General features: G+C 61.8%; 17 protein-coding genes. 8 read left to right on the top strand and 9 right to left on the bottom strand.

The window, feature by feature from the left end; genetic code table 11:
* The first annotated feature begins 107 nt into the window (after nt 1-107).
* Nucleotides 108-1,604, top strand: a complete 1,497-nt coding sequence (locus tag EN943_RS04360) for an aldehyde dehydrogenase family protein (protein ID WP_127411657.1) — start codon at nt 108-110, stop codon at nt 1,602-1,604.
* Between the two features lie 97 nt (nt 1,605-1,701).
* Here the strand turns inward: EN943_RS04360 and EN943_RS04365 are convergent, their stop codons facing one another.
* The 9 genes from EN943_RS04365 to EN943_RS04405 form a co-directional block, all read right to left on the bottom strand.
* Nucleotides 1,702-2,598, bottom strand: coding sequence for a LysR family transcriptional regulator (locus EN943_RS04365; protein ID WP_127411658.1), 897 nt, complete (start codon nt 2,596-2,598; stop codon nt 1,702-1,704).
* 124 nt (nt 2,599-2,722) lie between these two features.
* Complete coding sequence (locus EN943_RS04370; protein ID WP_127411659.1) at nt 2,723-4,222, bottom strand: sugar ABC transporter ATP-binding protein; 1,500 nt, start codon at nt 4,220-4,222, stop codon at nt 2,723-2,725.
* A gap of 3 nt (nt 4,223-4,225) precedes the next feature.
* Nucleotides 4,226-5,320 (bottom strand): strictosidine synthase, encoded by a 1,095-nt coding sequence (locus tag EN943_RS04375; protein WP_127411660.1) that lies wholly within the window; start codon nt 5,318-5,320, stop codon nt 4,226-4,228.
* Nucleotides 5,317-7,434 carry an SMP-30/gluconolactonase/LRE family protein gene (locus tag EN943_RS04380; protein ID WP_127411661.1) on the bottom strand — a complete coding sequence of 706 codons (2,118 nt, stop codon included), beginning with the start codon at nt 7,432-7,434 and terminating at the stop codon, nt 5,317-5,319. Before EN943_RS04380 ends, EN943_RS04375 begins: the two co-directional genes overlap by 4 nt.
* 12 nt (nt 7,435-7,446) lie before the next feature.
* Nucleotides 7,447-8,463: a sugar ABC transporter substrate-binding protein gene (locus EN943_RS04385; RefSeq protein WP_127411662.1), complete on the bottom strand. Its 1,017-nt coding sequence runs from the start codon at nt 8,461-8,463 to the stop codon at nt 7,447-7,449.
* Nucleotides 8,464-8,498: 35 nt separating this feature from the next.
* The gene (locus EN943_RS04390; protein WP_245475580.1) at nt 8,499-9,452 is read right to left on the bottom strand and encodes an ABC transporter permease; all 954 of its coding nucleotides are present in this window, start codon (nt 9,450-9,452) and stop codon (nt 8,499-8,501) included.
* A 364-nt stretch (nt 9,453-9,816) separates the two neighbouring features.
* A complete protein-coding gene (locus EN943_RS04395) occupies nt 9,817-10,641 on the bottom strand; it encodes an alpha/beta hydrolase (protein ID WP_164778071.1) in 825 nt (274 codons plus the stop codon).
* A 10-nt stretch (nt 10,642-10,651) separates the two neighbouring features.
* Nucleotides 10,652-12,133 (bottom strand): NAD-dependent succinate-semialdehyde dehydrogenase, encoded by a 1,482-nt coding sequence (locus EN943_RS04400; protein ID WP_127411664.1) that lies wholly within the window; start codon nt 12,131-12,133, stop codon nt 10,652-10,654.
* Between the two features lie 15 nt (nt 12,134-12,148).
* Nucleotides 12,149-13,375: an iron-containing alcohol dehydrogenase gene (locus EN943_RS04405; protein ID WP_127411665.1), complete on the bottom strand. Its 1,227-nt coding sequence runs from the start codon at nt 13,373-13,375 to the stop codon at nt 12,149-12,151.
* A 175-nt stretch (nt 13,376-13,550) separates the two neighbouring features.
* On the opposite strand from EN943_RS04405, the gene EN943_RS04410 reads away from it, so the two are divergent.
* The 7 genes from EN943_RS04410 (at nt 13,551) to nadE (ending at nt 23,538) form a co-directional block, all read left to right on the top strand.
* Nucleotides 13,551-14,252 carry a GntR family transcriptional regulator gene (locus tag EN943_RS04410; protein ID WP_127411666.1) on the top strand — a complete coding sequence of 234 codons (702 nt, stop codon included), beginning with the start codon at nt 13,551-13,553 and terminating at the stop codon, nt 14,250-14,252.
* A gap of 11 nt (nt 14,253-14,263) precedes the next feature.
* Nucleotides 14,264-15,856 (top strand): sugar ABC transporter ATP-binding protein, encoded by a 1,593-nt coding sequence (locus tag EN943_RS04415; protein ID WP_127411667.1) that lies wholly within the window; start codon nt 14,264-14,266, stop codon nt 15,854-15,856.
* Entirely contained in the window at nt 15,853-16,842 is a 990-nt protein-coding gene (locus tag EN943_RS04420) for an ABC transporter permease (RefSeq protein WP_245475581.1), read from the top strand. Before EN943_RS04415 ends, EN943_RS04420 begins: the two co-directional genes overlap by 4 nt.
* 54 nt (nt 16,843-16,896) lie before the next feature.
* A complete protein-coding gene (locus tag EN943_RS04425) occupies nt 16,897-17,847 on the top strand; it encodes a substrate-binding domain-containing protein (RefSeq protein ID WP_013533130.1) in 951 nt (316 codons plus the stop codon).
* A 73-nt stretch (nt 17,848-17,920) separates the two neighbouring features.
* The gene (locus EN943_RS04430; protein WP_127411669.1) at nt 17,921-18,514 is read left to right on the top strand and encodes a DJ-1/PfpI family protein; all 594 of its coding nucleotides are present in this window, start codon (nt 17,921-17,923) and stop codon (nt 18,512-18,514) included.
* A gap of 1,350 nt (nt 18,515-19,864) precedes the next feature.
* Entirely contained in the window at nt 19,865-22,558 is a 2,694-nt protein-coding gene (locus tag EN943_RS04445; RefSeq protein ID WP_348630098.1) for an AMP-binding protein, read from the top strand.
* Entirely contained in the window at nt 22,555-23,538 is a 984-nt protein-coding gene (gene nadE / locus EN943_RS04450) for an NAD(+) synthase (RefSeq protein WP_164778072.1), read from the top strand. The genes EN943_RS04445 and nadE overlap by 4 nt, the downstream gene beginning before the upstream one ends.
* Nucleotide 23,539: the final 1 nt, after the last annotated feature.

Here is a 23,539-nt window from a genome sequence, read left to right on the forward strand (position 1 = left end):
TCGCGTGCATTGCACAGTCCGATTATCTGAACGCCCTTTTAGCTTTCCTTGTTTGAGGTCGACCGGCGTGGGAGTCATAGTCGCCACGGAATTGTGAGGAGGAAGGGATGACGCTGAATTTCGACCCGCGGGCGAAGGCCACGGCGCTCTACCATGGCGAATTCCGGCCGATGTTCGTCGGCGGCAAGTGGGTTTCGGCACAGTCCGGCCAGGAGATGCAGGCGCTCAACCCGGCGACTGGCGAAGTGCTGGCCACCGTGCCGCGTGGCTCGGCGGCCGACATCAATGCGGCGGTGGCCGCTGCGCGCACGGCTTTCGAAGGGCCGTGGTCAAAATTCTCGCCCTATGAGCGGCAGTGCGTGCTTCTGCGCATCGCCGATCTCTTCGAGACCCATTGGGAAGAACTCAGCGTTTCCGACACTCTCGACATGGGACTGCCGATCACGCGCACGCTCGCCAACCGGCGGCGCGTCATCGGCATGCTGCGCTTCTATGCGGGCATGGCGACCGCGCTGCATGGCGAATCCATAGACAATTCGATCCCTGGCGAGATCGTCAGCTTCACAAGGCGCGAGCCGGTGGGCGTTGTCGGCGCGATCATCCCCTGGAACGCTCCGACCGCCGCGTCGATCTGGAAGATCGCACCGGCGCTCGCCACCGGCTGCACCATCGTGCTGAAGCCCTCGGAGGATGCCTCGTTGACGCCGCTGCTAATCGCCAGGCTGATGCAGGAGGCCGGTGTCCCCGACGGCGTCGTCAACGTCGTCACCGGCACCGGGGGAGAGGCCGGTGCGCGGCTCGCTGAACATCCCGACGTCAACAAGATCGTCTTCACCGGATCGACGCTGACCGGCCAGGCCATCGCGCGGGCGGGCGTGACCAACCTCAAGCGCGTTTCCCTGGAGCTCGGCGGCAAATCGCCGATCATCGTCTGCCGTGATGCCGACATCGACAAGGCGGTCCCTGTCGCCGCGATGGCGGTGTTCGTGCATTCGGGCCAGATCTGCATCGCTGGATCGCGGCTGTTCGTGGCGCGCGAAATCCATGACGAATTCGTGCGCCGGGTCGCCGAGTTTGCCGGCAGGCTTCGCATCGGCCATGGCATCGAGGCGGAAACCGAAATCGGCCCGCTCATCAATGCCAGGCAGGCTGGCAAGGTGGTGGACTATATCAAAGCTGGCAGTGACGAAGGCGCCGAACTGATAGCGGGCGGCTCGCGACTGACCGGCGACCTCTACGACGGCGGCAATTTCATCGCGCCGACTGTCTTCGGCGCGGTGTCGGACAAGATGACCATCGCGCGTGAAGAAATCTTCGGTCCGGTGATTTCGGCGATGCCATTCGACACGCTCGACGAAGCCGTAGCGCGAGCCAATGCGACGCCCTATGGCCTGGCGGCCGGCATTTTCACCAGTCATCTGGGCACCGCCCACAAGCTCGCCCGCCGCATCAAGGCCGGCTCGGTGTGGGTCAACATGTACCACGCCATCGACCCGGCGGTGCCGTTCGGCGGCATGAAGATGTCCGGCTATGGCCGCGAGGGCGGCATCGAACATCTGCATGAATATCTGGAGACCAAGTCGATCTGGATCCAGACCGACTGAGGATGCGCTGATATTCAGGTGAGGCCGGCCTGCGAATGACGGCATGCCCGCACCATTCTCGGCGCTCGTGCAAGGTGCCTGTCCGAAGGCGCGATGCTCAGTTTGCCAGTTCGCGCAAATTGGTGCGGATGAGATTCATCAGCTGTTCGGAAAAGGAGTGGTGCACATAACCCCGCGCGGTGATGATGCCGACGGAGCGGTGGGCGTCGCGATGGTCGATCGGCACCACCCGCATGCGCTCGTCATTGCGCGAAATGGCGATGCCGGGCACCACACAGACGCCAAGTCCCGAACACACCAGCGCCACCGCCGTCTGCGCGCTTTCGACCTCGTATTGCGGCTTGAACTCGATGCCTTCCGCCGCCGTCAGCCGATCGACAAGGCCGCGCACGGCGGTCTTGCGGTTGAGCAGAATGAGCGGATAGCGCAGCAGGTCGGAGAGCAGCAGCTTCTTTTCGCCACCGTATATTTCCGTGGGGATGCAGGCCATCAGCGGATCGTCGAGGATGGACTCGAACTGGAAGTCCGTCAGGTTTGGCAGTTCGGGGCCGATGTAGAACTCGACCTCCTGCTGTTGCAAAAGGCCAAGCGCGGCCTGCGGCGGGCTCTCGATGACCTCGACGACGCTGCGGGGATAGCGCAACTTGAATGTCGCCAGGATATCGCCCAGCCGGCTTGCCGCTAGCGTCGGGGCGCAGGCGATCTGCACCTTGCCCTTGCGCCGAGCGGCGACCTCCGTCAGCCGATCGAGGCTGGTCTGCACCTGTGACATCACGTTGGCGATCTCCTCGAAAAGGATCTGGCCTTCCGGCGTCAGGCTTGCACGCTGTGCGGTGCGGATAAACAGCGAGATGCCGATCTGCTCCTCAAGGTCGCGAATCTGCATCGAGACCGCCGACGGCGAACGGTTGCTCTCCTCGGCAGCACGACGGAAGCTGCCGTTTTCGGCGGCAAGCAGGAACGTCTGCAGAAGTTTGAGGTTGATGCTGGGCATATCCGCTCGGGCAGGGTGATCTGACCCCTGACCTATTCAGACGCGGAACCGATTGCAAGGCAATAGGGCCGGCCAGACATTGGTCCTGGCTTGACCGGCAAAAGTGTCTCTCTTGTCGAGCCGTTCAATGAACCGCGGCGAACATGACGCGTTCCTCGGTGGCCTCCGACAGCATCATCTCCTCGACCACGCGGCCGCGCTTGACCACCAGAATGCGATCCGAAACGGCAAGAATTTCAGGTAGATAGGACGAGATGACAACGACGGCCATGCCTTGCTCGGCGAGATCGCTGATGAGCTGGTGGATCTCGACAATGGCGCCGACGTCGACACCGCGTGTCGGCTCGTCGAAGATCACCAGCCTCGGTTTCTGGATCAGCGATTTGGCGATCACGACCTTCTGCTGGTTGCCGCCGGAGAGCTCGATCATCCGGGCTCGGTCGCTGGTCTGCCGCAGGCTCAGGCGTTCGCCCCATTCGCGAGCAAGTTGCCTGGCCCGCGCCAGCGACACCATGGAGACGGGATTGGCGCCCTCGGTCAGTTCACCCATTTGCAGGTTCTCGCCCGCGGTCATGGTTTCGAAGAAACCGTCGACCTTGCGATCCTCGGTGACATAGACGATGCCGTCGCGCACCGCAGGCCTGGGCACCCGGTAGCGCACCGACTTGCCGAGCAGGCGGATCTCGCCGCCGTGGAAGATGTTGCGCTTCAACAGTCCGGCGACGACCTTGGCCATTTCGGTCCGGCCGGCGCCGACAAGGCCGAACATGCCGGTGACCTGGCCCGAAAACACCGAGAAGGAAGAATTGCGTACCAGGCCGGCGCAGGACAGGTTCTCGACCGAAAGCACCTTGTCGCCATAGGGCCGCGCCGTGCGCTTGACCTCGCCATGCAGCGTTTCGGTCAGCGTACGGCCGACCATGGCCTGCACGATCGAAGCGCGGGTGAAGCCCTTGGCTTCGCCGGACGCGACGATCTCGCCATCGCGCATGACCGTGATGCGGTTAGCGACAGCAAGCGCCTCTTCCAGCGCATGGGTGATGAAGATGACGGCGATGCCCTCCTTCACCAGCCGCCGCAAAAGTTTGAAGAAGTGGCTCTTCTCCTCAGGCGTCAGCGTCGCTGTCGGCTCGTCGAAGATGATGACGCGGGCCTTGTGGTGGACGGCGCGCGCGATCTCCACCATCTGCTTGTGCGCCGCGCCCAGCGTGCTGACCTGCGCGGACGGGTCGACCTGGAAGCCCATGCCGGCGAGGAACTGCCGCGCCTGAATGTAGAGGCCGCGCAACCGGTTGAACATCTTCTCTTCGCCGAGATAGAGATTCTGGGCCACCGTCATGGCCGGCACCAGGTTGGTTTCCTGGAACACCATGGCGATGCCGGCGCGCAGCGCTTCGGCGGGCGTGGCGAAGGACACATCCTTGCCGTCGAAGGTCATCTTGCCCTCGGTCAGCTTGAAGACACCGGCCATGACCTTGGTCAGCGTCGACTTGCCGGCGCCGTTTTCCCCGAGCAACGCGTGGATTTCGCCCTTGCGCAGGTCGAAATTGACATTCTTGAAGGCCGGAATGCGCGCAAACGCCTTGGCGGCATCCCTGAGTTCAATGATGTTGGCGTCCGACATCGCTTAGCCTCGCTTGCCACTGGCGGCGCTCGCCACGCGCACGATCCTCGATCCGCCGCGCGAGGCGACCAGCAGATCATCTCCCAGCTCGCAGGCGCTCAGCGTCCCGTGCACCTTGCCGTCTGCGCGCGAATGGAAACTCGACAGCGGCTTCATGTTCTGGTCGCAAAGGACCACCAGCCCGTAGGACTTTGTCACCGCATATGGCTTCAGCACGTTCATCTGCTTCAACTGGCTGCCTTGCATGGGCTCGCGATAGTCGTGCCATGATCCGAGCGACGGCGCCATCCAGTAGGCCTCCGGGACTTCCGCCAGCATGCGGGTGCGGTAGGTCTCCTCGCGCAGGATGAACTCCACCAACTGGTTGCGCACGGAATAGAAGGTCAGCCAGTAGCCGGCGTTGAAGGCCGGGGCGATGCGCGCGGGGTAGGCCGGCAGATGCTCCAGCACGGGCAGCGACGCCTTGGTGGCAAGGTCGATCGCCAGCACGCGGTGGCGCCAGGCCTCCGAGACGTAGATGCGGTTGGAGCCGGTGGTGGCGATGCCGGCCGGCCAGGCCAAGCCATCCCTGATCAGCTCCAGCCGGCCGTTTTTCAGATCGAGCCGCCAGACCGAACCGGATACGCTCTTCTGCATCAGGTCGCGACGCCAACCGCTCGCCGGCACTGAGGCCGAGCCGTTGGCCACCAGCAAGGTGTTGCTGTCGAGGAAGGTGAGAGCGGTGATACAGGAGAGGCGGCGAGCCTCCTCGCCCGTCGCCTCGCGCCCGTCATGCAGGCCGCCACGGACGACGACGCTCTTGCCGTCGATGGCCATCGCGGTCATGCCGCGGGCATGGGCGAGTGCGGTAATCTCGCCCGGAAATTCCTGCAAGGTTTCGGCATGGCCGACGGCGCTAAAGCGCATCAGCCGGTTGGCGCTGCTTGCCAGAAGGCCCTTTTCGGTGCGCACGAGATTGTCGGCCTCGGCGAGGCCGGCGAACGGCTCGGCTTCCTCCAGTCCCTGGTTGGGCAGCAACGGCCCGTCGAGCGTCGGCACGGTCACGGCCCACTCGCCACGGCCGAGAAAGCGGTCAAGAAGCTGGTTCAAACCGCTCATGACTTTTTGCCCCAGTAGGAATCCGAGCTGAACCAGTCGGGATCGACGCCTTTCAGGGGCAAGGTGCCCATGCGGTTGTTGAAGATGCCGCAGAGATAGAGGATGCCCTTGTGCTCGCGCATCGACGTGATCATCGGATGCTTCTCGCCGGCTTGGTCCCACAGGCTTTCGAGGATCTGGCCGTTCTCGTCGAAACGCAGCACGCAGCCCGTGTTGAGGTTGGGCATCAGCCACGCATCTTCCGATACGCGCCGCGCCATGCGACGGCGGAAGCTCGGCATTTCAAGCGAGAGATCCAATGCCGGCGTGCGCATGCCCATCAGGGCCAGCCAGTAGGTGCCGTCGGAGGCGCGGTTGATGTTGTCGGGATAGCCGGGCAAGCCCTCGATGACGCGCTCGACCTGGCCCTTCTTCGGGCCATCGAAATAGTAGCGGCTGATGCGGCAGGCCCAGCTTTCGGCGAACAGTACCGACTGGCCGTCGAAGGCCGTGCAGATGCCATTGGGGAAGACGAGGTTCGACAGCAGTGTGCGTGTCGAACCGGATTTGGGATCATGGACGATGATGCGTCCGTTGCCGCGGCTTTCCAGCGCGTCGGCATACCAGTCATGCATCTCGAAGCGCACGGTGGCTTCCGAAAAGACGATGCGGCCGTCCGGCAGGATGTCGCAGTCGTCGGCGAGCTTCATGGTCGAGTCGTCGACCACCGAGGTCAGTGAGCGGTTGGTCTCGGCGGTCAGCAACTTTACGTCGCCGGTCGGCGAGACCTGATAGAGGCCCATGCCGGCGACGCAGATGACGAGGTTGTCGTCGCGGTCGAAAGCCATGCCGAGCGGCGAGCCGCCAATATGTGCGAACACTTCGCTATCGGTGTAATGGGGCGGCTGGAAGCGCAGGATCTCGCCCTGGCGGCTGCCGGTGTAGAGACGGTCCTGCCGGTCGAAGATCACATCCTCCGCGCCGTCGAGAACGCCGAGGCCGATGACGCCGACGTCCTTCAACCGGTCGTTCACCGCCATCGGCGCGCCGGGCGCGGTCGAGATCGCCTGCGGCATCTTGGCGAAGGTCGGCGAGATGTAGACGCTGCGCAGGATCTTGTGGCGGTTCTTTACCCAGCGCACGTCGAGAAGCACCGACAAAAGCAGTACGATGCCGAGGATCAGGAAATTGACCGGGCCGGGCACGGCCAGCGCAAGCAGGCTGTTCGACAGGACAAGCACGAAGACGGTGCCCATCAGCGCCTTGGCGACCGAGCCGCGCCCGCCGCCGAGCGAGATGCCGCCGAGCACGGTCGCGGTCAACACCTGCAGTTCGAGCCCGGTGCCGATGTCGGAAGCAGCACTGCCGATGCGGGCCGAGAAGAAGAAGCCGGAGAGCGCCACCAGCACCGAGCACAAGACATAGGCGCTGAACAAGATGAAGCGCACATTGATGCCGGCATTGTAGGCAGAGCGCCGCGCGCCGCCGACCGCGAACAGCCTCCAGCCATAGCGGGCGCGCGACAGCACCAGATGGATGATCAGCGCGATGACGACGAAGACCACAAAGGATGTCGGCACGCCCCAGATCGTGCCGAAACCAAGGAAATCATAGGTCGGCGAATCCGACCCGCTGGTGACGATACGCGTCGAGACCTGGGGGAAGACGATGTCGAAGGTCGAGCGGTAGATGATGAGCGTCACCAGCGTGGTCAGAAACGCCCGCATGCGCAGGAAGCCAACCAGGAAGCCGTTGATGGCGCCGCAGACGACACCGAGGCCGAGGCACGCCAACAGGCCGGTACCAAAGCTCCACTGCTCGACATTCATGCCATAGAGCGTGACCAGAACGGCGAGCGCGAAGGTCGACCCGACAGACAGATCGATGCCGCCCGATACCATGACGATGGTCATGCCGAGCACCACCAGGCCAAGCTCGGCGGTCTGGCCGCTGAGATTGGTCAGCGTCGCCAGATCGAAGAAGCCTGGCACGATCGAGCCGAAGATCGCGCACAAAATGGCCAGCGCCGTGAAGGGGATGACGCTGTCGATCCACTTCTTGGTCAGGATCTCCCCGACCACGTGGTCGGGGAGCAGGCGGTAGCGCCAGCGCACAAGGCTTTCAGCCATGCTCATCAAGGAAGTCCGTTACTTGAGCTCGTCCAGCTTCCAGCAATTCCTGCCGGTCGCATTGGCCTTGTCGACGCGGGTGATCGGACCGAAAAAGATGGTCTTCTCGCTGCCCGCTTGCCGGCCGGACTGCTGCAGCAGTTCGGAAATCTGCTGTGCTGCGATCTCGGCCTGGATCGGAGCATTAAAGTTGAAGATCACGTCGAGCAGCCCGTTCTTGATGCTCTCGCAGCCCGTGGCGCTGCCCGCGCCATTGGTCACGATCGTCACCTGATCCTGCTTGCCGGCGGCCGCGACGGCGGCGCCGGCGCCGACCTCGGCATTATCCCAGATGCCCATGATGCCGCACAGGTCCGGATGCTGCTGGAGGACCGTCTCGGTGATCTGGCGGGCCTTTTCGCTCATGTAATCGGCCGGCTGATCGGAGACGAGCTGCAGCTCGGGATTGGCCTTCAGCACCTCGTCGATGCCGGTGCGCATGTAGATGTTGGCGGCACCCGTCTGGACGCCGGCGAGCCAGACCACCTTGTGCGAGACGGCATTGGGCCCGGTGCAGTGCTTGGCCAGTTCGCCCATTTCGAGACGGCCCATTTCGATCCAGTCATTGCCGACATAACTGTCGGTCTGGGTGGCCGACTGCATGTTGACTTGCAGCACTTTGATGCCGGCCGCCTGCGCCTGTTTCAACAGGCGTGCGTAGGTCTGGACATCGGGGTTCTGCACGATGATCAGGTCCGGCTTCTCGGCGATGGCGCCCTGCATGGCGCGAATGCCGGCATTGGTGTCGCCGGAGGGATCGCGCACCTCAAGGGTGAAGCCGTAGCGTGCCGCGTGACGCTGCCACACCACCACCCATGCCTGGTTGAGGTCCATGCCCTGCGAGATTGGCACAAAGATGACCTTCTTGCCCTTGAGCGCCTCGAGATACGTAGAGCGGCCGACCTGATCGGTTTCCTGCGCCGTGGTGATTTTCGCCGCGCCCAGCAGCGCGAGCGCTGTCATGCCCGCGAACAGGCAGTTCTTGAACAACTTCATGTTTTTCCTCCCAGATTTATGTCTCGGTTCTTGTTTCAGATGTCGCCGCTTTGCGAGGTCTGCTCGTCGCGCGGATTGATGATGGCGTCGATCGCCAGCGCGCCCAGCAGGATCACGCTCTTGATCAGGTTCTGGCTGGTGTAGCTGAAGTTCAGGATCGTCATGCCGTTGGTCAGGATGCCGACTAGGATGGTGCCGACGATGACGTTGCGTACGCCGCCCTGGCCACCGGAGAGGCCGATGCCGCCCAGCACGACCACCAGCAGCACGTCGTAGATCAGGCTGGAATTGTAGAGGCGCGTGTCGATTCCGGTGACCAGCCCCAGCATGATGATGCCGGCGGTATAGGCAATGAGGGCGCTGATGACATATTGCGTCACGATGATCGGGCGCGTCGGCAGCCCGGTAGTGCGGGCCGCGTTCGGGTTGTCGCCAGTAGCATAGACCAGCCGGCCGAAGCGGGTCTTCCTCAGGAAGAAGCCCATGAGCGCGGCCACCGCCGCGAAGATGATCACCGACATCGGAATGCCAAGGATGGTTCCGTTGCCGACGAATTTCAGCCAGCCGATATCGGAGGGGGCATAGAGCACGTCGGACGCAAAGACGATGCGGCCAGAGCCGTAGACGGAGGACGCGATGGCAAGGGTGGCGAAGATCGGCGGAATTTCGGCCACCGCCACCATGACCCCGGTGAACAGGCCGATGGCTGCGACCAGGATAGCGCCGAAGACGATGGCCAGCGTGAAGTCGACGCCCCAGGTGGAGATCCAAATGCTGAAGGCGACGCCGACGACCATCACCGCCACCATGGTCAGGTCGATGCCACGCCCGACGACGATGAACCCCATGCCGACGGCCAGCGTGCCGAGGATGGAGACATTCTTGAGGATGGCAAGGATGTTGCCCTGGCTTAGGAAATTGTTGAGCGTCGCCGAGAACACCAGAAAGAGGACGGCCGAGATCGCGCCGACGACGAGTTCCTGGGACATTTTGATGCCCAAGCGCGCGGTGTCGGATTTGCCCGAACCAGCCAAGTCAGTTCCTCCCCTCGCTGCCGGTTTGAACCAGCGGCGTGCCAAAACGGCCTTGCCCCAGGGCTTTGCCGCGACGACGTTTCCTCCACAGCCCTAAGCCGGCTGCTTGCGTAAAGACCATCGCGGCTCGAGGCGGCAGGGGCAATTTCGATTTTCTGATGCGCTGTGCAGTTCGTCAGTGTGGAGAAAGAGGATGAGGAATCGTCGGTTGTGTCCTCTGCCGGATTTCACCTGCTGCAAAGCTCAGCCCGATGCCGGTAGCGTGCCGCGATCCCGTGACGGTACTTTCAAGCGAGCTCTACGTTCCCTAGGTTCCGTCCTATAGGCCGTTTCCCTCGATCATCGCCATCAGGCAATCGCCAGCTTGTGTGCCGCTGATGCCCAGATCCCGCACGCTGTTCATGTGGTTTCGGTCATTCAGGCAGAGGTCGCAGACAAGGTGCCCCTGTGCGCGCAAGCGCTTTCCGAAGTCGGCGGCCTGCTGGTGAAAAGGTGACGTTTCCTGATCTCCGACGAGAATGGTCGCTGCCGTCTCCGGGTCATGCCACCGCGTCATTGGGGAGAAGGCAGCTGCCTCCTCATCGGTGATTCCGATTAGCGGCTGGAGGAAGGACGTCTGAAGGGGCTTGAGGTCGTAAAGGCCGCCCAGCAGCAGCGCCGCACGTATGCGTGATGGCATTGGCGTCTTTTCGAACAGGAATGTGGCCAGGTGCGCACCCGCCGAATGACCACTTACGCTTAACCGGGCAGGGTCACCGCCATGGGCGGCTATATTGTCCAGCACCCATTGTTTGGCACGCCGGATCTGGTCGACGATTGCCGCCATCCTGAATTCGGGCATCAGCGCATAGTCGACGATGACCGCGATCGCCCCAGCTTTGGTGACGGTGTTCGCTACATAAGAATAGTCGCTCCTGGAGAACATGCGCCAGTAGCCGCCATGGATGAAGATGTGCACGGGAAGATCCCTGCGCGCGCCGGGCGGAAAGAACAGGTCCAATCTTTCGGCCTCGCCCTCGCCATAGGCGATATCAACTGACATCGGCAGGGTCGCCCGAGTCTCGGCGCTGCGAGTCACTATGTCGGCCACGATATCGTCAAAATCGGCCACATGGTCGCGCGTGCGGAAAGGGTCCTTTGACATGACTGCCGGTTCAGAAGGTGACGGCAATATACTTAGCCTCCATGAACTCGGCGATACCGTGGTGCTGGCCGCCTTCGCGGCCAAGGCCGCTCTGCTTGACGCCTCCGAATGGTGCGGCCGGATCCGACATCAGTCCCCGATTGAGGCCGATCATGCCGGCCTCGATCCCCGACGCCACCCGCATGCCGCGCCCAACATCGTGTGTGTATATATAAGCGGCCAGGCCATATTTTGTGTTGTTAGCATGTGCGATGGCCTCGGCCTCGGTGTCGAAGCGTGTGATAGGTGCCACCGGGCCGAAAATCTCCTCGTGCGCCATCTCCGCATCGGGCGGCACATCGGACAGCACTGTGGGCGGATAGAAGAATCCTTCTTCCTCCGAAATCGCCCCGCCGCAAAGCACCTTGGCTCCCCGGCCCACCGCGTCCTTGACCAGGCGGTCGATCTTGTCGACAGCCTTTCTGGTGATCATCGGCCCGCATTCGGTGTCGGCATTCGGGCCCGCTCCCACCTTAAGTGCCGCCATGCGCTTGCGGAGCCCGTCGGCGAAAGCATCATAGATTCCCGATTGCACATAGAGGCGATTGGCAGCGGTGCAGGCTTCGCCGGCGTTGCGCATCTTGGCGATCATCGCGCCGTCGAGGGCGGCGTCGAGATCGGCATCGTCGAAGACGACAAACGGGGCATTGCCGCCGAGTTCCATCGAACACGAAATGACATGCTTTGAAGCCTCGCCGAGCAAGGTTCGGCCGACACCCGTTGACCCCGTGAAGGACAGCTTCCTGACGCGTGGATCGGCGAGCATGGCCGAGGTCAGCGGCCCGGGACTGGTCGTGGTCAGCACGTTGACGACGCCGGCAGGCACGCCGGCTTCGCTGTAGAGTGCCGCCAGCGCATAGGCCGTCAGCGGTGTTTCACTGGCCGGCTTCAGGACGACAGTGCAGCCTGCCGCCAGCGCCGGCGCGATCTTGCGGGTCGCCATCGCGGCCGGAAAATTCCACGGTGTGATCAGCACGCAAATTCCGATCGGCTCATAATCGACCACGATCCGGTTGGTGCCGGATGGCGCAGTGCCGAATTCACCGGTGATCCGGACCGCTTCTTCAGCATTCCAGCGGAAGAACTCGGCGGCGTACGCCACTTCGCCGCGCGCGTCGCGCAACGCCTTGCCATTCTCCAGCGAGATCAGCATGGCAAGCGTTTCCGAGCGTTCGACCATCAGTTCGAAACAACGCCTGAGGATTTCGGATCGCTTGCGCGGCGCAGTTTCCCGCCATCCCTTAGCTGCTTTGGCCGCGGCCTCGACGGCGGCGGTAGCGTCCTCGACTGTCGCATCGGGAACCGCGGCGATCACCGCCCCGGAGGAGGGATCGACGACATCGATGAGCCGACCGTCGGAGGACGGCCGCCAAGTGCCGTCGATGTAGAGTCCGTGCGAAAAACCGCGCACGTCATAGCCATCCTGGTCGAGTTGCTGAGGGTTCAAATTCATCGCTTTGTTCCGTTTTCACATAACGCAGGCGGCGAGGTCGCCGTCATGGGCAGCCTGGACGAGGCGTCGCATCGTGCCGAAATCGAAGGCACGCGGATTGTTCTTGATCAGGCGGTCGATGCCGAGCGCCTGCTCGGCGGTCCAGTCAAGCTTGTCGGCAGGGAGGCCTAGATCCGCCAGTGTTGGCGTAATGCCGATCGCTGCGAACAATCGCCTGATCTCCTCGATCGTGGCGGCTGCCATCTCGGCGGCGGTTCTCGTCTTGGTCTCCAAGCCAAGTGCCGCGCCGATCTCTGCCATCTCGTGAGCAGCGACGCGGCTGTTATAGGTCATCACGTAAGGCATCATTGTCGCCACGCCCAAACCATGGGCGGTGTGGGTGAGGGCGCCTGCCGGGTATTGCACGGCATGCGCCGCCGCCGTGCCGGCGGTGCCGAATGCGCAGCCCGCCGCCAGCGCGCCCATCATGACATCGGCACGCGCGTCGGCATCGGTGCCGTCGCTGCAGGCTTTCTCCAGACTCCGGCCGAGCAGCTTTATCGCGAGCAACGCGAAATGGTCGGTCAGCGCAGTCTTGCCAATGAAGACGTGTTGTTGCGGCAGGTTGGGGTCTTCTCCGCGCCGCATGGCGGTGAAGGCCTCGATCGCATGGGTCAGCGCGTCGGCGCCGGCTATCGCGGTCAGGGCACGGGGGCAGGTCATTGTCAGTTCGGGGTCGCACAAGGCAACCGCGGCGATCAGATAAGGGCTCGATATGCCGACCTTGAGCGTCCGGTCCGGGTCGGAAATCACCGCGACCGGCGTCACCTCGGAGCCGGTGCCGGCCGTGGTGGGTACGGCGATCAGCGGCAGTGTCGGACCCGGCACCTTGAACTCCCCGTAATAGTCCTGGAGCTTGCCGCCATGGCTGAGCAGCAGGGTGGCGCATTTGGCGAAATCGAGACAGCTGCCGCCGCCGATGCCGATCACCATGTCCGGTCTGAACCCCTTCGCTTCCTCGACACAGATGCCGACCGTGTCGCGTGGCACGTCGGGCAGAACACGATCATGCACCAGGACCTCGATCGAGGCTGACTGAAGGGACTTGATGATGTCGGCGAATACCGTTGTGCCCGCGAAACGCTCATCGGTGCAGACCAGCGCGCGTCGGCCGAACCGGGCGGCGACCGTCGGCAGCACATGGCGCTGCCCCTTCCCGAACAGGATTTCACGCGGCAACCGCAGGGCGGCGAAGAGGGTCATGGTCGGTCCTTTGACGGCGGCTGACTGGAACGGAGGCATTGAACTCGGTCTGGATCGGACGGTTTAAGAGTGTGTCTCTCGCACTTAAATCATATCCGCTTTAAAATCGTATAGGATATAGGATTGCATCCGGGGAACCATCGTGTTAGCAGTCCTCACTGTCAAGAGGCAAAATATGCAGACCGCAAACTTACCCGACCCAAGCGACGCCAGCATTGGAGCTGGTCGCATCCAGCGCGCCAACAGTCTCGTAGAAGATGTCTATGAAGCCATTTTCGCGCAGTTGATGGCGCTGAAGATCCCGCCAGGCTCACGCATTACAGTCGACAGCCTGGTCAAGGAATTCAACGTCTCGCACACGCCGATCCGCGAAGCCCTCGGCCGGCTCGAAGGCGAAGGTCTGGTGCTCAAGACGCATTTGATCGGTTATCGTGCCGCGCCCCAGATCACCCGGCGCCGTTTCGACGAATTATACGAGATGCGTCTGCTGCTCGAACCGCATGGCGCCGCAAAGGCCGCCGCAACGATGGACGAGGCCAAGCTCAATCTGTTGCTCGAAGCCGCCGGCGTGATGTCACGCCGGGAAGGCAAGGATGATCGCGTACGCTATTCGAACTTCGCCAGGCAAGATGCGATCTTCCACGACAAGATCATGGAATTTTCTCAAAACGAACTCGTCCGCGAGACGTTGAGCCATCAGCACACGCACTTCCACATCTTCCGCCTGATGTTCCATGCACGCGTGACCGAGGAGGCGCTTGACGAACACGAGGCGATCCTTGCCGCGTTCGGCTCGGCCGATCCCGATGCCGCCGAAAAGGCGATGCGCATCCATATCGAGCACTCGCGCGATCGCCTGCTCCCGGCATTCGATTGAGGTCGGAACGGATGTCGATTGCCGCGAATATCGCCGGGGAGGGCGGGAGCACGTTGTCCAGCGATGCGCCTGGTTCGCTTGAACCGGTGCTGCGCGCCCAGGAATTGTCCAAGCAATACGGCCCGGTGACGGTGTTGTCGGATGTCACCCTAGACGTCCTGCCCGGTGAGATCCACGCCATAATTGGCGAGAACGGTGCCGGCAAGTCGACGTTGATGCGGCTGCTGTCCGGCTATGTCGAGCCAAGCCACGGCACATTGTCGATGAACGGACATGCGGTGAAATTTGCCAAGCCCAGCCAGGCGCAGGATGCCGGTATCGCTTTGGTTCATCAGGAAATCCTGCTCGCCGAGGGGCTCACGGTCACCGATAATCTGTTTCTCGGGCGAGAGCTTTCGCGTGGCCATGTCGTGGATGACCGCACCATGCGCCGGCTGGCAGCCGAGAAACTGGCGCAGATCGGCTGCACGGTCTCGCCAAGGGCACTGGTGCGCGACGTCTCGCTGGCGGACCGGCAGATGGTGCAGATCGCTCGCGCCCTGCTTGACGACCACAAGGTGGTCATCTTCGACGAGCCGACCGCCGTTCTGACCGGTGGCGAGGTTGAGCGCCTGCTGGAGATCGTCCTGCAACTGAAGGCTCACGGCACCGCCGTGCTCTATATCAGCCACCGGTTGGATGAGGTGCAACGGGTCGCCGACAAGGTGACCGTTCTGCGCGACGGCAAGATGATCGGCACCTATCCCGGCAGGACGCTGAGCCAGATGGATATGGCGCGGCTGATGGTCGGGCGCGAACTGGCAGCACTCTATCCCGAAAAAACCGTGGCGCCTTCGGATGTGCCGATGCTGAGCGTCAGCAACGCCTCCGTTCCCGGCTATGTGGAGGAGGTGTCGTTTACGGTCCACAAGGGCGAGATCCTTGGGTTTGCCGGCATGGTCGGGGCGGGCCGCACCGAACTTTTCGAGGGCATTATCGGCCTGCGACCGGCGACCGCCACCGTTGAACTCAAGGGCAAGTCGGTCCATTTCCAGTCGCAACGCGCCGCGATCGACGCCGGCGTCGGTTACCTGACCGAGGATCGCAAGGGCAAGGGACTGCTGCTGCAAGAGCACCTGGCGCCTAACCTGACGCTGTCGGCGCTCGGTGTGTTCCATCCCGGCCTTTCGATGGGTCGGCGCCGCGAAGCGGAGGCCTTGGAACAGGCCGTGGAGACATATGACATCAGGCTGAAGAGCCTCGGCGCCAAAGCGGGCCAGCTTTCCGGGGGCAATCAGCAGAAGCTGCTGCTGGCGAAGGTGCTGCTGACCGATCCTTCGGTGGTCATTATCGACGAGCCCACGCGTGGCATCGACATCGCCAACAAGGCGCAGATCTATGCCTTCATCCAGGAGCTTGTGGCCAAGGGCAAGGCTTGCATCGTCATCTCTTCGGAGATGCAGGAACTGATCGGCATCTGCGACCGCATCCTGGTGATGCGCGAAGGCCGCATCACCGGCGAGGTCAGTGGCGCCGAAATGACCGAAAGCAATGTGGCGGTACTGGCGACCAGTGGCCCCAAGCCAGGGCCAAAAGCCAAGGGAGGCACAGAATGGCTGTCATGACCGAATCCGCACCCAGGCGTCGCCCCCTCGATCTCAATATCAGTTGGACCGACATCGGGCCCTTTCTTGCGCTGGCAGCTCTGCTGGTGGTCGGTTACCTCATCAACCCCGATTTCCTGTCCGCCACCAACCTCGCCAACGTCATCACCCGCAGCGCCTTCATCGCCATTATTGCGGTCGGCGCGACATTTGTGATCTCGTCCGGGGGGCTCGATCTTTCCGTCGGCTCGATGGCCGCCTTCATCACCGGCATCACCATCATGTTCATGAACGCGGTGGCGCCGCATGCCGGCATCTGGGCTATTCCCGCCGGTATGGCGGTGGCGATCCTGGTCGGTCTGCTGTGCGGGCTTGCCAACGGCCTCATCGTCACGGTCGGCAGGATCGAACCGTTTATCGCCACGCTGGGCACGATGGGGATTTTCCGGGCGTTGATAACCTATCTGACCGATGGTGGCACGATACCAATCGACCGGTCGCTGCGCGAGGCCTACCGGCCTGTCTATTTCGGCACGGTTGCCGGCGTCCCGGTTCCAATCCTCATATCCATCGCCGTCGCCGCGGTCGCATCCTTCATCCTGTACAAGATGAAATACGGCCGCAAATGTGCGGCGGTCGGCGCCAATGAGGATGTCGCCCGTTATTCCGGCATCTCGGTGATCAGGACACGGACCGTCGCCTATATCGTCCAGGGTGTCTGCGTGGCCATTGCCGCGATCTGCTACGTGCCGCGCCTGGGCGCCGCAACGCCGACGACCGGACAGCTTTGGGAACTGCAGGTCATCACAGCCGTGGTGATTGGCGGCACCGCATTGCGCGGCGGCAAGGGCCATGTGTGGGGGACGGTCGCCGGCGCCGTCATCCTGGAGCTCATCGCCAACCTCATGGTGCTGTCGGACTTCGTCTCGGAATACCTCGTTGCCGCTGTTCAGGGCGTCATCATCATTATCGCCATGCTCATCCAGCGGTTTTCGAATTCGAAATAGCGCCGCGTCCGGACCACGCGGATTAACGTTCTTGTAGGTCCAAGGGAGAAGACAATGTTCAGTAGAAAATGGATTGCGGCGGCGACACTGGGCGCGCTGCTGCTGGCCGGTCAGGCCATGGCGCAAGACAAGAAGGTCATCGCGGTGTCGATACCGGCAGCTGACCACGGTTGGACGGCGGGCATCGTCTATCACGCGCAAGCGGCGGCCAAGGAAATCAACGCCGCGTTCCCGAACGTCGAAGTGGTCGTGAAGACGTCGCCGTCGGCGGCGGAGCAGGTCAGCGCGCTTGAGGACCTGTCGGCCAGCCGCAAGCTGGATGCTTTGGTGATCCTGCCTTATAGCTCGGAAGAGCTGACCCAGCCGGTCAAGGCTATCAAGGACATGGGCACGTTCATCACCGTCGTCGATCGCGGTCTAACTGACGCCTCCGTCCAGGATCTTTACCTCGCCGGCGACAATATCGCGGTGGGCACCAACACAGCCAAGTTCATGATCGACAAGCTCGGCGGCAAGGGCGACGTCGTCGTACTGCGTGGCATTCCGACCGTCATCGACGACGAGCGCATCAAGGGCTTTCAAGACACGATCAAGGGCACTGATCTGAAAGTCCTCGACATCCAGTACGCGCATTGGAACAGCGACGAAGCCTTCAAGCTGATGCAGGACTACTTGGCCAAGTACCCGCATATAGATGCGGTGTGGGCCAATGACGACGACATGCTGCTTGGCGTGCTCGAGGCGGTCAAGCAATCGGGCCGGACCGATATCAAGCTGGCACTCGGTGGCAACGGCATGAAGGACATCGTCAAGAAAGTGATCGACGGCGACGCCATGACGCCGGTCGAGACGCCATATCCGCCGTCGATGATCAAGACCGCGATCTACATGACTGTCGCCAACCTGATCGGCCAGGCACCCGTCCGTGGCACCGTCAAGCTCGACGCGCCGTTGATCACCCAGGCCAACGCCAAGGAATACTATTTCCCGGACTCACCGTTCTGACACTATCCGATTTCACCGAAAGGCAGGGCGCGGTCTGCGCCTTGCGTAGCTCAAAACACAGAGAGGAAGAGCCATGCTAGGCAAAAAGATACTGATGCTGACCGGTGAGTTCACCGAAGAATACGAAATCTTTGTCTATCAGCAGGCGATGGAAGCCGTCGGTCACACCATCCACGTGGTATGCCCGGACAAGAACGCCGGAGATCTGATCAAGACCTCGCTGCACGACTTCGAGGGCGACCAGACCTACACCGAAAAGCTCGGCCACTATGCGCTGATCAACAAGACTTTCTCGGAAGCCGAGAGGCAGCTCGATCAATATCATGCCGTCTACTGCGCGGGCGGCCGCGGCCCGGAATACATCCGCACCGACAAGCGCGTGCAGGCGATCGTGCGCCATTTCCACGAGGCCAAGAAGCCGATCTTCACCATCTGCCACGGTGTGCAGATCCTGATCGCTGTCGACGGCGTGGTGCGTGGCAAGAAGGTCGCAGCACTCGGCGCCTGCGAGCCTGAGGTGACACTGGCGGGTGGCACCTATATCGACCTGTCGCCGACCGAGGCATATGTGGACGGGACAATGGTTTCGGCCAAAGGCTGGACGGCGCTTGCTGCGTTCATCCGCGAATGTTTGAAGGTGCTGGGAACGGAAATCCGCCACGCATAAGCTTCTGGAACCGACGCATTCGCAAGGGATGCGTCGGTTCCCTTCAACAGCGCTTCCATATCCATCAATTCGGTCGGGATCGCGGCTCCCGAGCGCAACGATTGCCGCCTGGTTGCGCTGCTTTTCGTCCTCCTTGCTTGACTGATGATGGCTTGGTGCGCGGCGTTGTTTCAGCGTCCGGATAATAGGTCGTGTCGTCAAGCGTGCGGCCCGCCGTCGCCCCGAGGCCACCACGCTCGGTTCTCGTAAACCTTTCTGACGGTCGTTCGATCGGCGCCCACGCAGTGAGGCGCTCCGGGCTTGCTCATTGCAAGTTGCTGACATCAGTCAACGCCTGCAACGGCGCTACGCCACCAGAAATCGGGGTGCGCTTGAGTTCAGGCCTGCGCCAGTGAAGCTGGCATCGCGGATAACTCCAATGGTTTCCTGGCGTCCGAGGTTGGTCATCGGCCTGACGAAAAGAACGGCGCCCAGGAACGATTTCGGCCGGCTGTCGTTGCCTAACATTAGGTACATCTTATGAAAGTTACGAAATGCCGCTGTGTCAGAATCTATGCCCTCTTGAAATGACATTCAAATGTCCGCGTTGCGGCTTGGCTCTGCTGAAACCCGGGCGCTGGTTCCAGGTTGCATCCAAATATCGCTGCGAGGGGTGTCACAGCGAAATCCGGATTACCTATCCCGACAAGATTGCACTATTCCAGAAGTATGCGGCTTCGCAGCGAGGGCCCATCTCCGCCAAAACATAGCTCAGTCCTGACCAAGTCATTAAGCGGCTAGGGCCACGGTCCTGCCAGGGGCGGTCGCTGACTGCCGGCATAGTGTTGCCTGTGGCATGGAACGAAATCCGTTCCCCGCGGTTGGGAGTTCATGCCTCCAGCTACACGCAATTGAACCGGCCATGCCCTGCAGTCAGGAGCAGTGATGCAAACATACCTGGTAGAACAAATGGAGGGGGACGACGTGGTCGCGGCGAGTAATGTCAATGCGTCCAGTCCGTTCACGGCGGCGACTATGTCAACGGGACGCCAGGTTACCCTGCGGACATGGGAAAACAATTGGGTTCGTGTCACGGATGAGCTTGGAGGGGAAGTATTCGCATACTGCTTCGTTTCAGGCACTGGCGAAGCGGACAGCAGCGGACAACCCGACACTTCGGTAAGGTAGCACAGCCGAGCGAGCGCAGGCTGGCATGCTCAACTTCGAACGATTCAAGCGATCAAGACCGCCTCGCGCATCATCCGAATGATTGATGAAAAGATCATGCCGCGGGGCGATAAGCGGCAACAATCCTAGCGTGGGGCCCTTATGTCTCTGGCGCATTTAGAATCTTCGAGGGCGATTCAAACGGTGCAGGCTGACTACCAGGCGGTGGTCTCTTGTCGATGGTCAAAAGCTCCCGATCATGCTCTTGACCATGGCGGGCCTGTTCTACGTCTGCACCAACGGATGGGAACTGGCTTCGCCGACATTCCTGTCTTTGATCACCTCAGGGAAATCGCCGGGCGTTATTCCGAAAAATTAGCCGCCAGCGACGGCACCAATCAACTGACCTATTCCGAGCTTTTTCGGGCGGTCGAGGCATTGGCCGGCTGGATTGAAGCCGTCGTTCCCGACGGAAATGCGATTGGAATACTTCAGGCCAACTCGGTCTGGTACACCGTTGCGATGCTGGCCAGCATGGCATCCGGTCGACCGTCAGTGCCGCTTAACGTGCGAGATCCGGACTCGCGCATCAACGAAATCGTCGCCGACGCGAGGCTCTCCGCCATAATTGGCGACAAAGGCATCTACGGCCTTGATCTGCCCCAGAACGTTGCCCGGATGGAGATGGCGCAATCGTTGCAGGCAACGCCTCGTCCAGCCGCACACCGTATCGTTTCTGTCGATGCACCGGCAATCGTGCTTTATACCTCCGGCAGCACGGGCCGCCCCAAGGGGATTGTCAACAGCCAGCGGAACTTGCTGTGCCGGGTGCAGCAATATGTCGACGCGTGCCACATCAATGCACAGGATGTTTTCCTGCCCCTGACCGGCCCGGCAACCATCGCCGGTTGTCGGGAAATCCTTGCTGCTCTTCTCACGGGTGCCACGTTGCAGCTTGTGGAGGTCGAAGCCGTTGGCCTGCGCGGGGTTCGCGGCCGCATGCAATCGGAAGGCGTGACGATCACCTATCTGGTGCCGGCATTGCTTCGCGCTCTCCTGGCGGATGAGCCCGCGGACGCCTTTGGTTCACTCAGGGTTGCCCGAATTGGAGGCGAGAAGGTGTCTTCGACCGACATCCGCCTCGTGCGCAAGGCTGTCCCGCCAAATTGCCTGGTGCAGATCGGCTATTCATCGACGGAAACGACTGGATCGCAGTGGTTCTTGCCGCACGATTGGCAGGAATTCGATTCTTCAGCTCCCGTCGGTTGGCTGCTTCCGGGAATCAGCTTCGCAGTGGTCGATGAAGAGGGTTACCCGGTTCAGCCAGGCAAGATCGGAGAACTGTTGATCAGAAGTCCGTATGTCGCGCTCGGATATTGGGAAAACGGGGCAGTTGTTCCGTTTGAAGTAGATCCCGACGACCAGACGCTTCGCATCTTTGCGACGGGCGATCTCGTGCAAATTGGGAGTGACGGCCTGCTGCGGATCATCGGTCGCAAAGGGCGCCAGATAAAGGTCAATGGGCGGCGCGTTGAGCCGGCCGAACTCGAACGGGTTCTGCGTTGCGCGCCGTCGGTGAAGGATGCCGTGGTTATCGTCACCCCGGCCAATGAACTGGTAGCGTTCGCCGTACCGCACGGCGGGGCGGGAGCCGGTTTTTGCGACGAGCTGCGCCAACTTGCCAGGACAAAATTGCCGCCGGCGCTTTGCCCGATGCGGCTCCATGCAAGCGCCGAGATACCGCGGCTGGCCAGCGGAAAGATCGATATGGCAATGCTGGCTGCAATCGACCTTTCGGTTCGGGAAACAACGCCCCCACCGCAAATCCCCCATGCGGGAAATGAAGTTCCTGCTCATCAGATCGTACGGCGTGCCTGGACCAAGGTCCTCAAGACGCGGGTCGCCCTGGGCTGCTGGGATGAAGCGGGGGGAGATTCGCTGAAGCTGCTGCATTGCGTCATGGAAATCGAAAGCGCGATCGGGCAGGAACTCGGATTGGAAGCCTTCACGGTTGGAATGAGCTTCGATGAGATGGTTGCAGCGGTCATTTCCGCTCAAGGAGGCGGCGAGCACGCGCCCGCTTGGAAACACGAGCCTCCGCTGCTTTTCCTTTTCCCCGGGTCGGTCGGCTATGGTCCGAGCCTTGCTTCGTTCGCATCAGCAATAAGCAAGGTCGCCAGGGTGTCTCCCATAAGATATCCGGCCCTGGGCATGATCCTGCAAGGTCAGAACACTGTCGCCGCAATGGTCGAAGCTGCAATCGATCATATCAACCGCGTGCAGCCGACCGGCTGTGTTCGCCTGCTTGGTCACTCGCTCGGAGGAGCTGTCGCTTTTGAGGTTGCCGCGCGTCTGCTTGATCAAGGGCGAGCTGTAGCGTTCACGGGCATTCTGGATACCAGCCTGGTTGGCGAGCGCAGCAAGCGTTGGGAGACGATTACCCGGACATTTCACCGGATCCGAACCAATCGTATATCGGCTAGTCGAGTGGCATGCCGCGCGCTTGCCAAGGTCGCGGTCAAAATGCACTGCGAATCCCGGCTTGCCAGCTTCCTCGACCGCTATGCCGAGGGTCAGTTCAACCCGACGAGCTTCAGAACCAAACTGGAACTGCAGGAAGTTCTGCGCGCGCGCGCCTTCTTCCAGTGGCTCACAGAACCCAGGCCGATACTGCCGATCACCGGCACCTTGTTCCGTTGCGCGCGGCCCGGAATGCCGCTTGCACTTGGGTGGGATCGGGCATTCGTCCATCTGGACGTCATTCCGATCGCCGGCACTCACATCGACATGGTCGTGGAGCCCCATCTGACCGTCAATCGCCCGCTCATCGAAAACGCTGTGACCGAGACCTACTCTTCGGTCGAGTCACGCCAACAGGAGGCAGTGTCATCGACCTGATCGGGGAATTCAGCAGCGACGTACTGGCGCTCGATGCCCGGCTGGAGATCGATCGCATCGTCGAGACCCTGCGCGAACAGGTTCTCGGCACACAACGGCGTCGCGGAGTGGTCGTCGGGCTCTCTGGAGGCATCGACAGTTCTGTCGTCGCAACGGTGTGCGCTCGGGCGTTCGGCAGGGACAAGGTACTGGGCCTGTTCATGCCGGAGCGCGATTCGTCCGGCGACTCTTTGAGGCTTGGCCGCAGCGTCGCAGGGCAGCTTGGCATCGACACAATCCTTGAAGATATCCGGCCGGCGCTCGAGGGCATCGGCGCCTACGCCCGACAGATGGAGGCCATCCGAACTGCCGTTCCTGGATATGGCGAAGGCTGGAAATGCAAGCTGGTCATGGCATCGGTGCTGGAGAGCAGCGGCCTCAATATCACGCGCCTTACGGTCGAGGATCCGGACGGAAAGATCGACACCGTGCGTCTGTCGCCGGCGGCTTACCTGCAGATCGTCGCTGCAACCAACTACAAGCAGCGGGTTCGCAAGATGACTGAATACTATCATGCGGACCGCCTCAACTATGCAGTGGCAGGCACGCCGAACCGGCTCGAATATGACCAGGGCTTCTTCGTCAAGCAGGGCGACGGGGTCGCCGATGTGATGCCTATCGTCCATCTCTACAAGACCCAGGTTTACCAGCTGGCGGAATATCTCGGTATTGACAAGGAGGTCCAAACAAGGCTGCCGACCACGGACACGTTTTCCATGGCGCAAACCCAGGAGGAGTTCTACTTCGCCTTGCCCTATCAGCTGATGGATTTGTGCCTCTACGGCATGAATCACGGAATTTCGGCCGGCGTGGTTGCCGCCGCCGCCGGCCTCACGGCCGGGCAGGTCGAGAAGGTCTATAAGGATATCGTCAGCAAACGCCGCGCTGCACGCTACCTTCACGCACGGCCGCAGCTGTCCGCTGCGATGGATAGGGATTGAC

This window comes from Mesorhizobium sp. M7A.F.Ca.US.006.01.1.1 (assembly GCF_003997935.1).
Classification (GTDB): domain Bacteria; phylum Pseudomonadota; class Alphaproteobacteria; order Rhizobiales; family Rhizobiaceae; genus Mesorhizobium.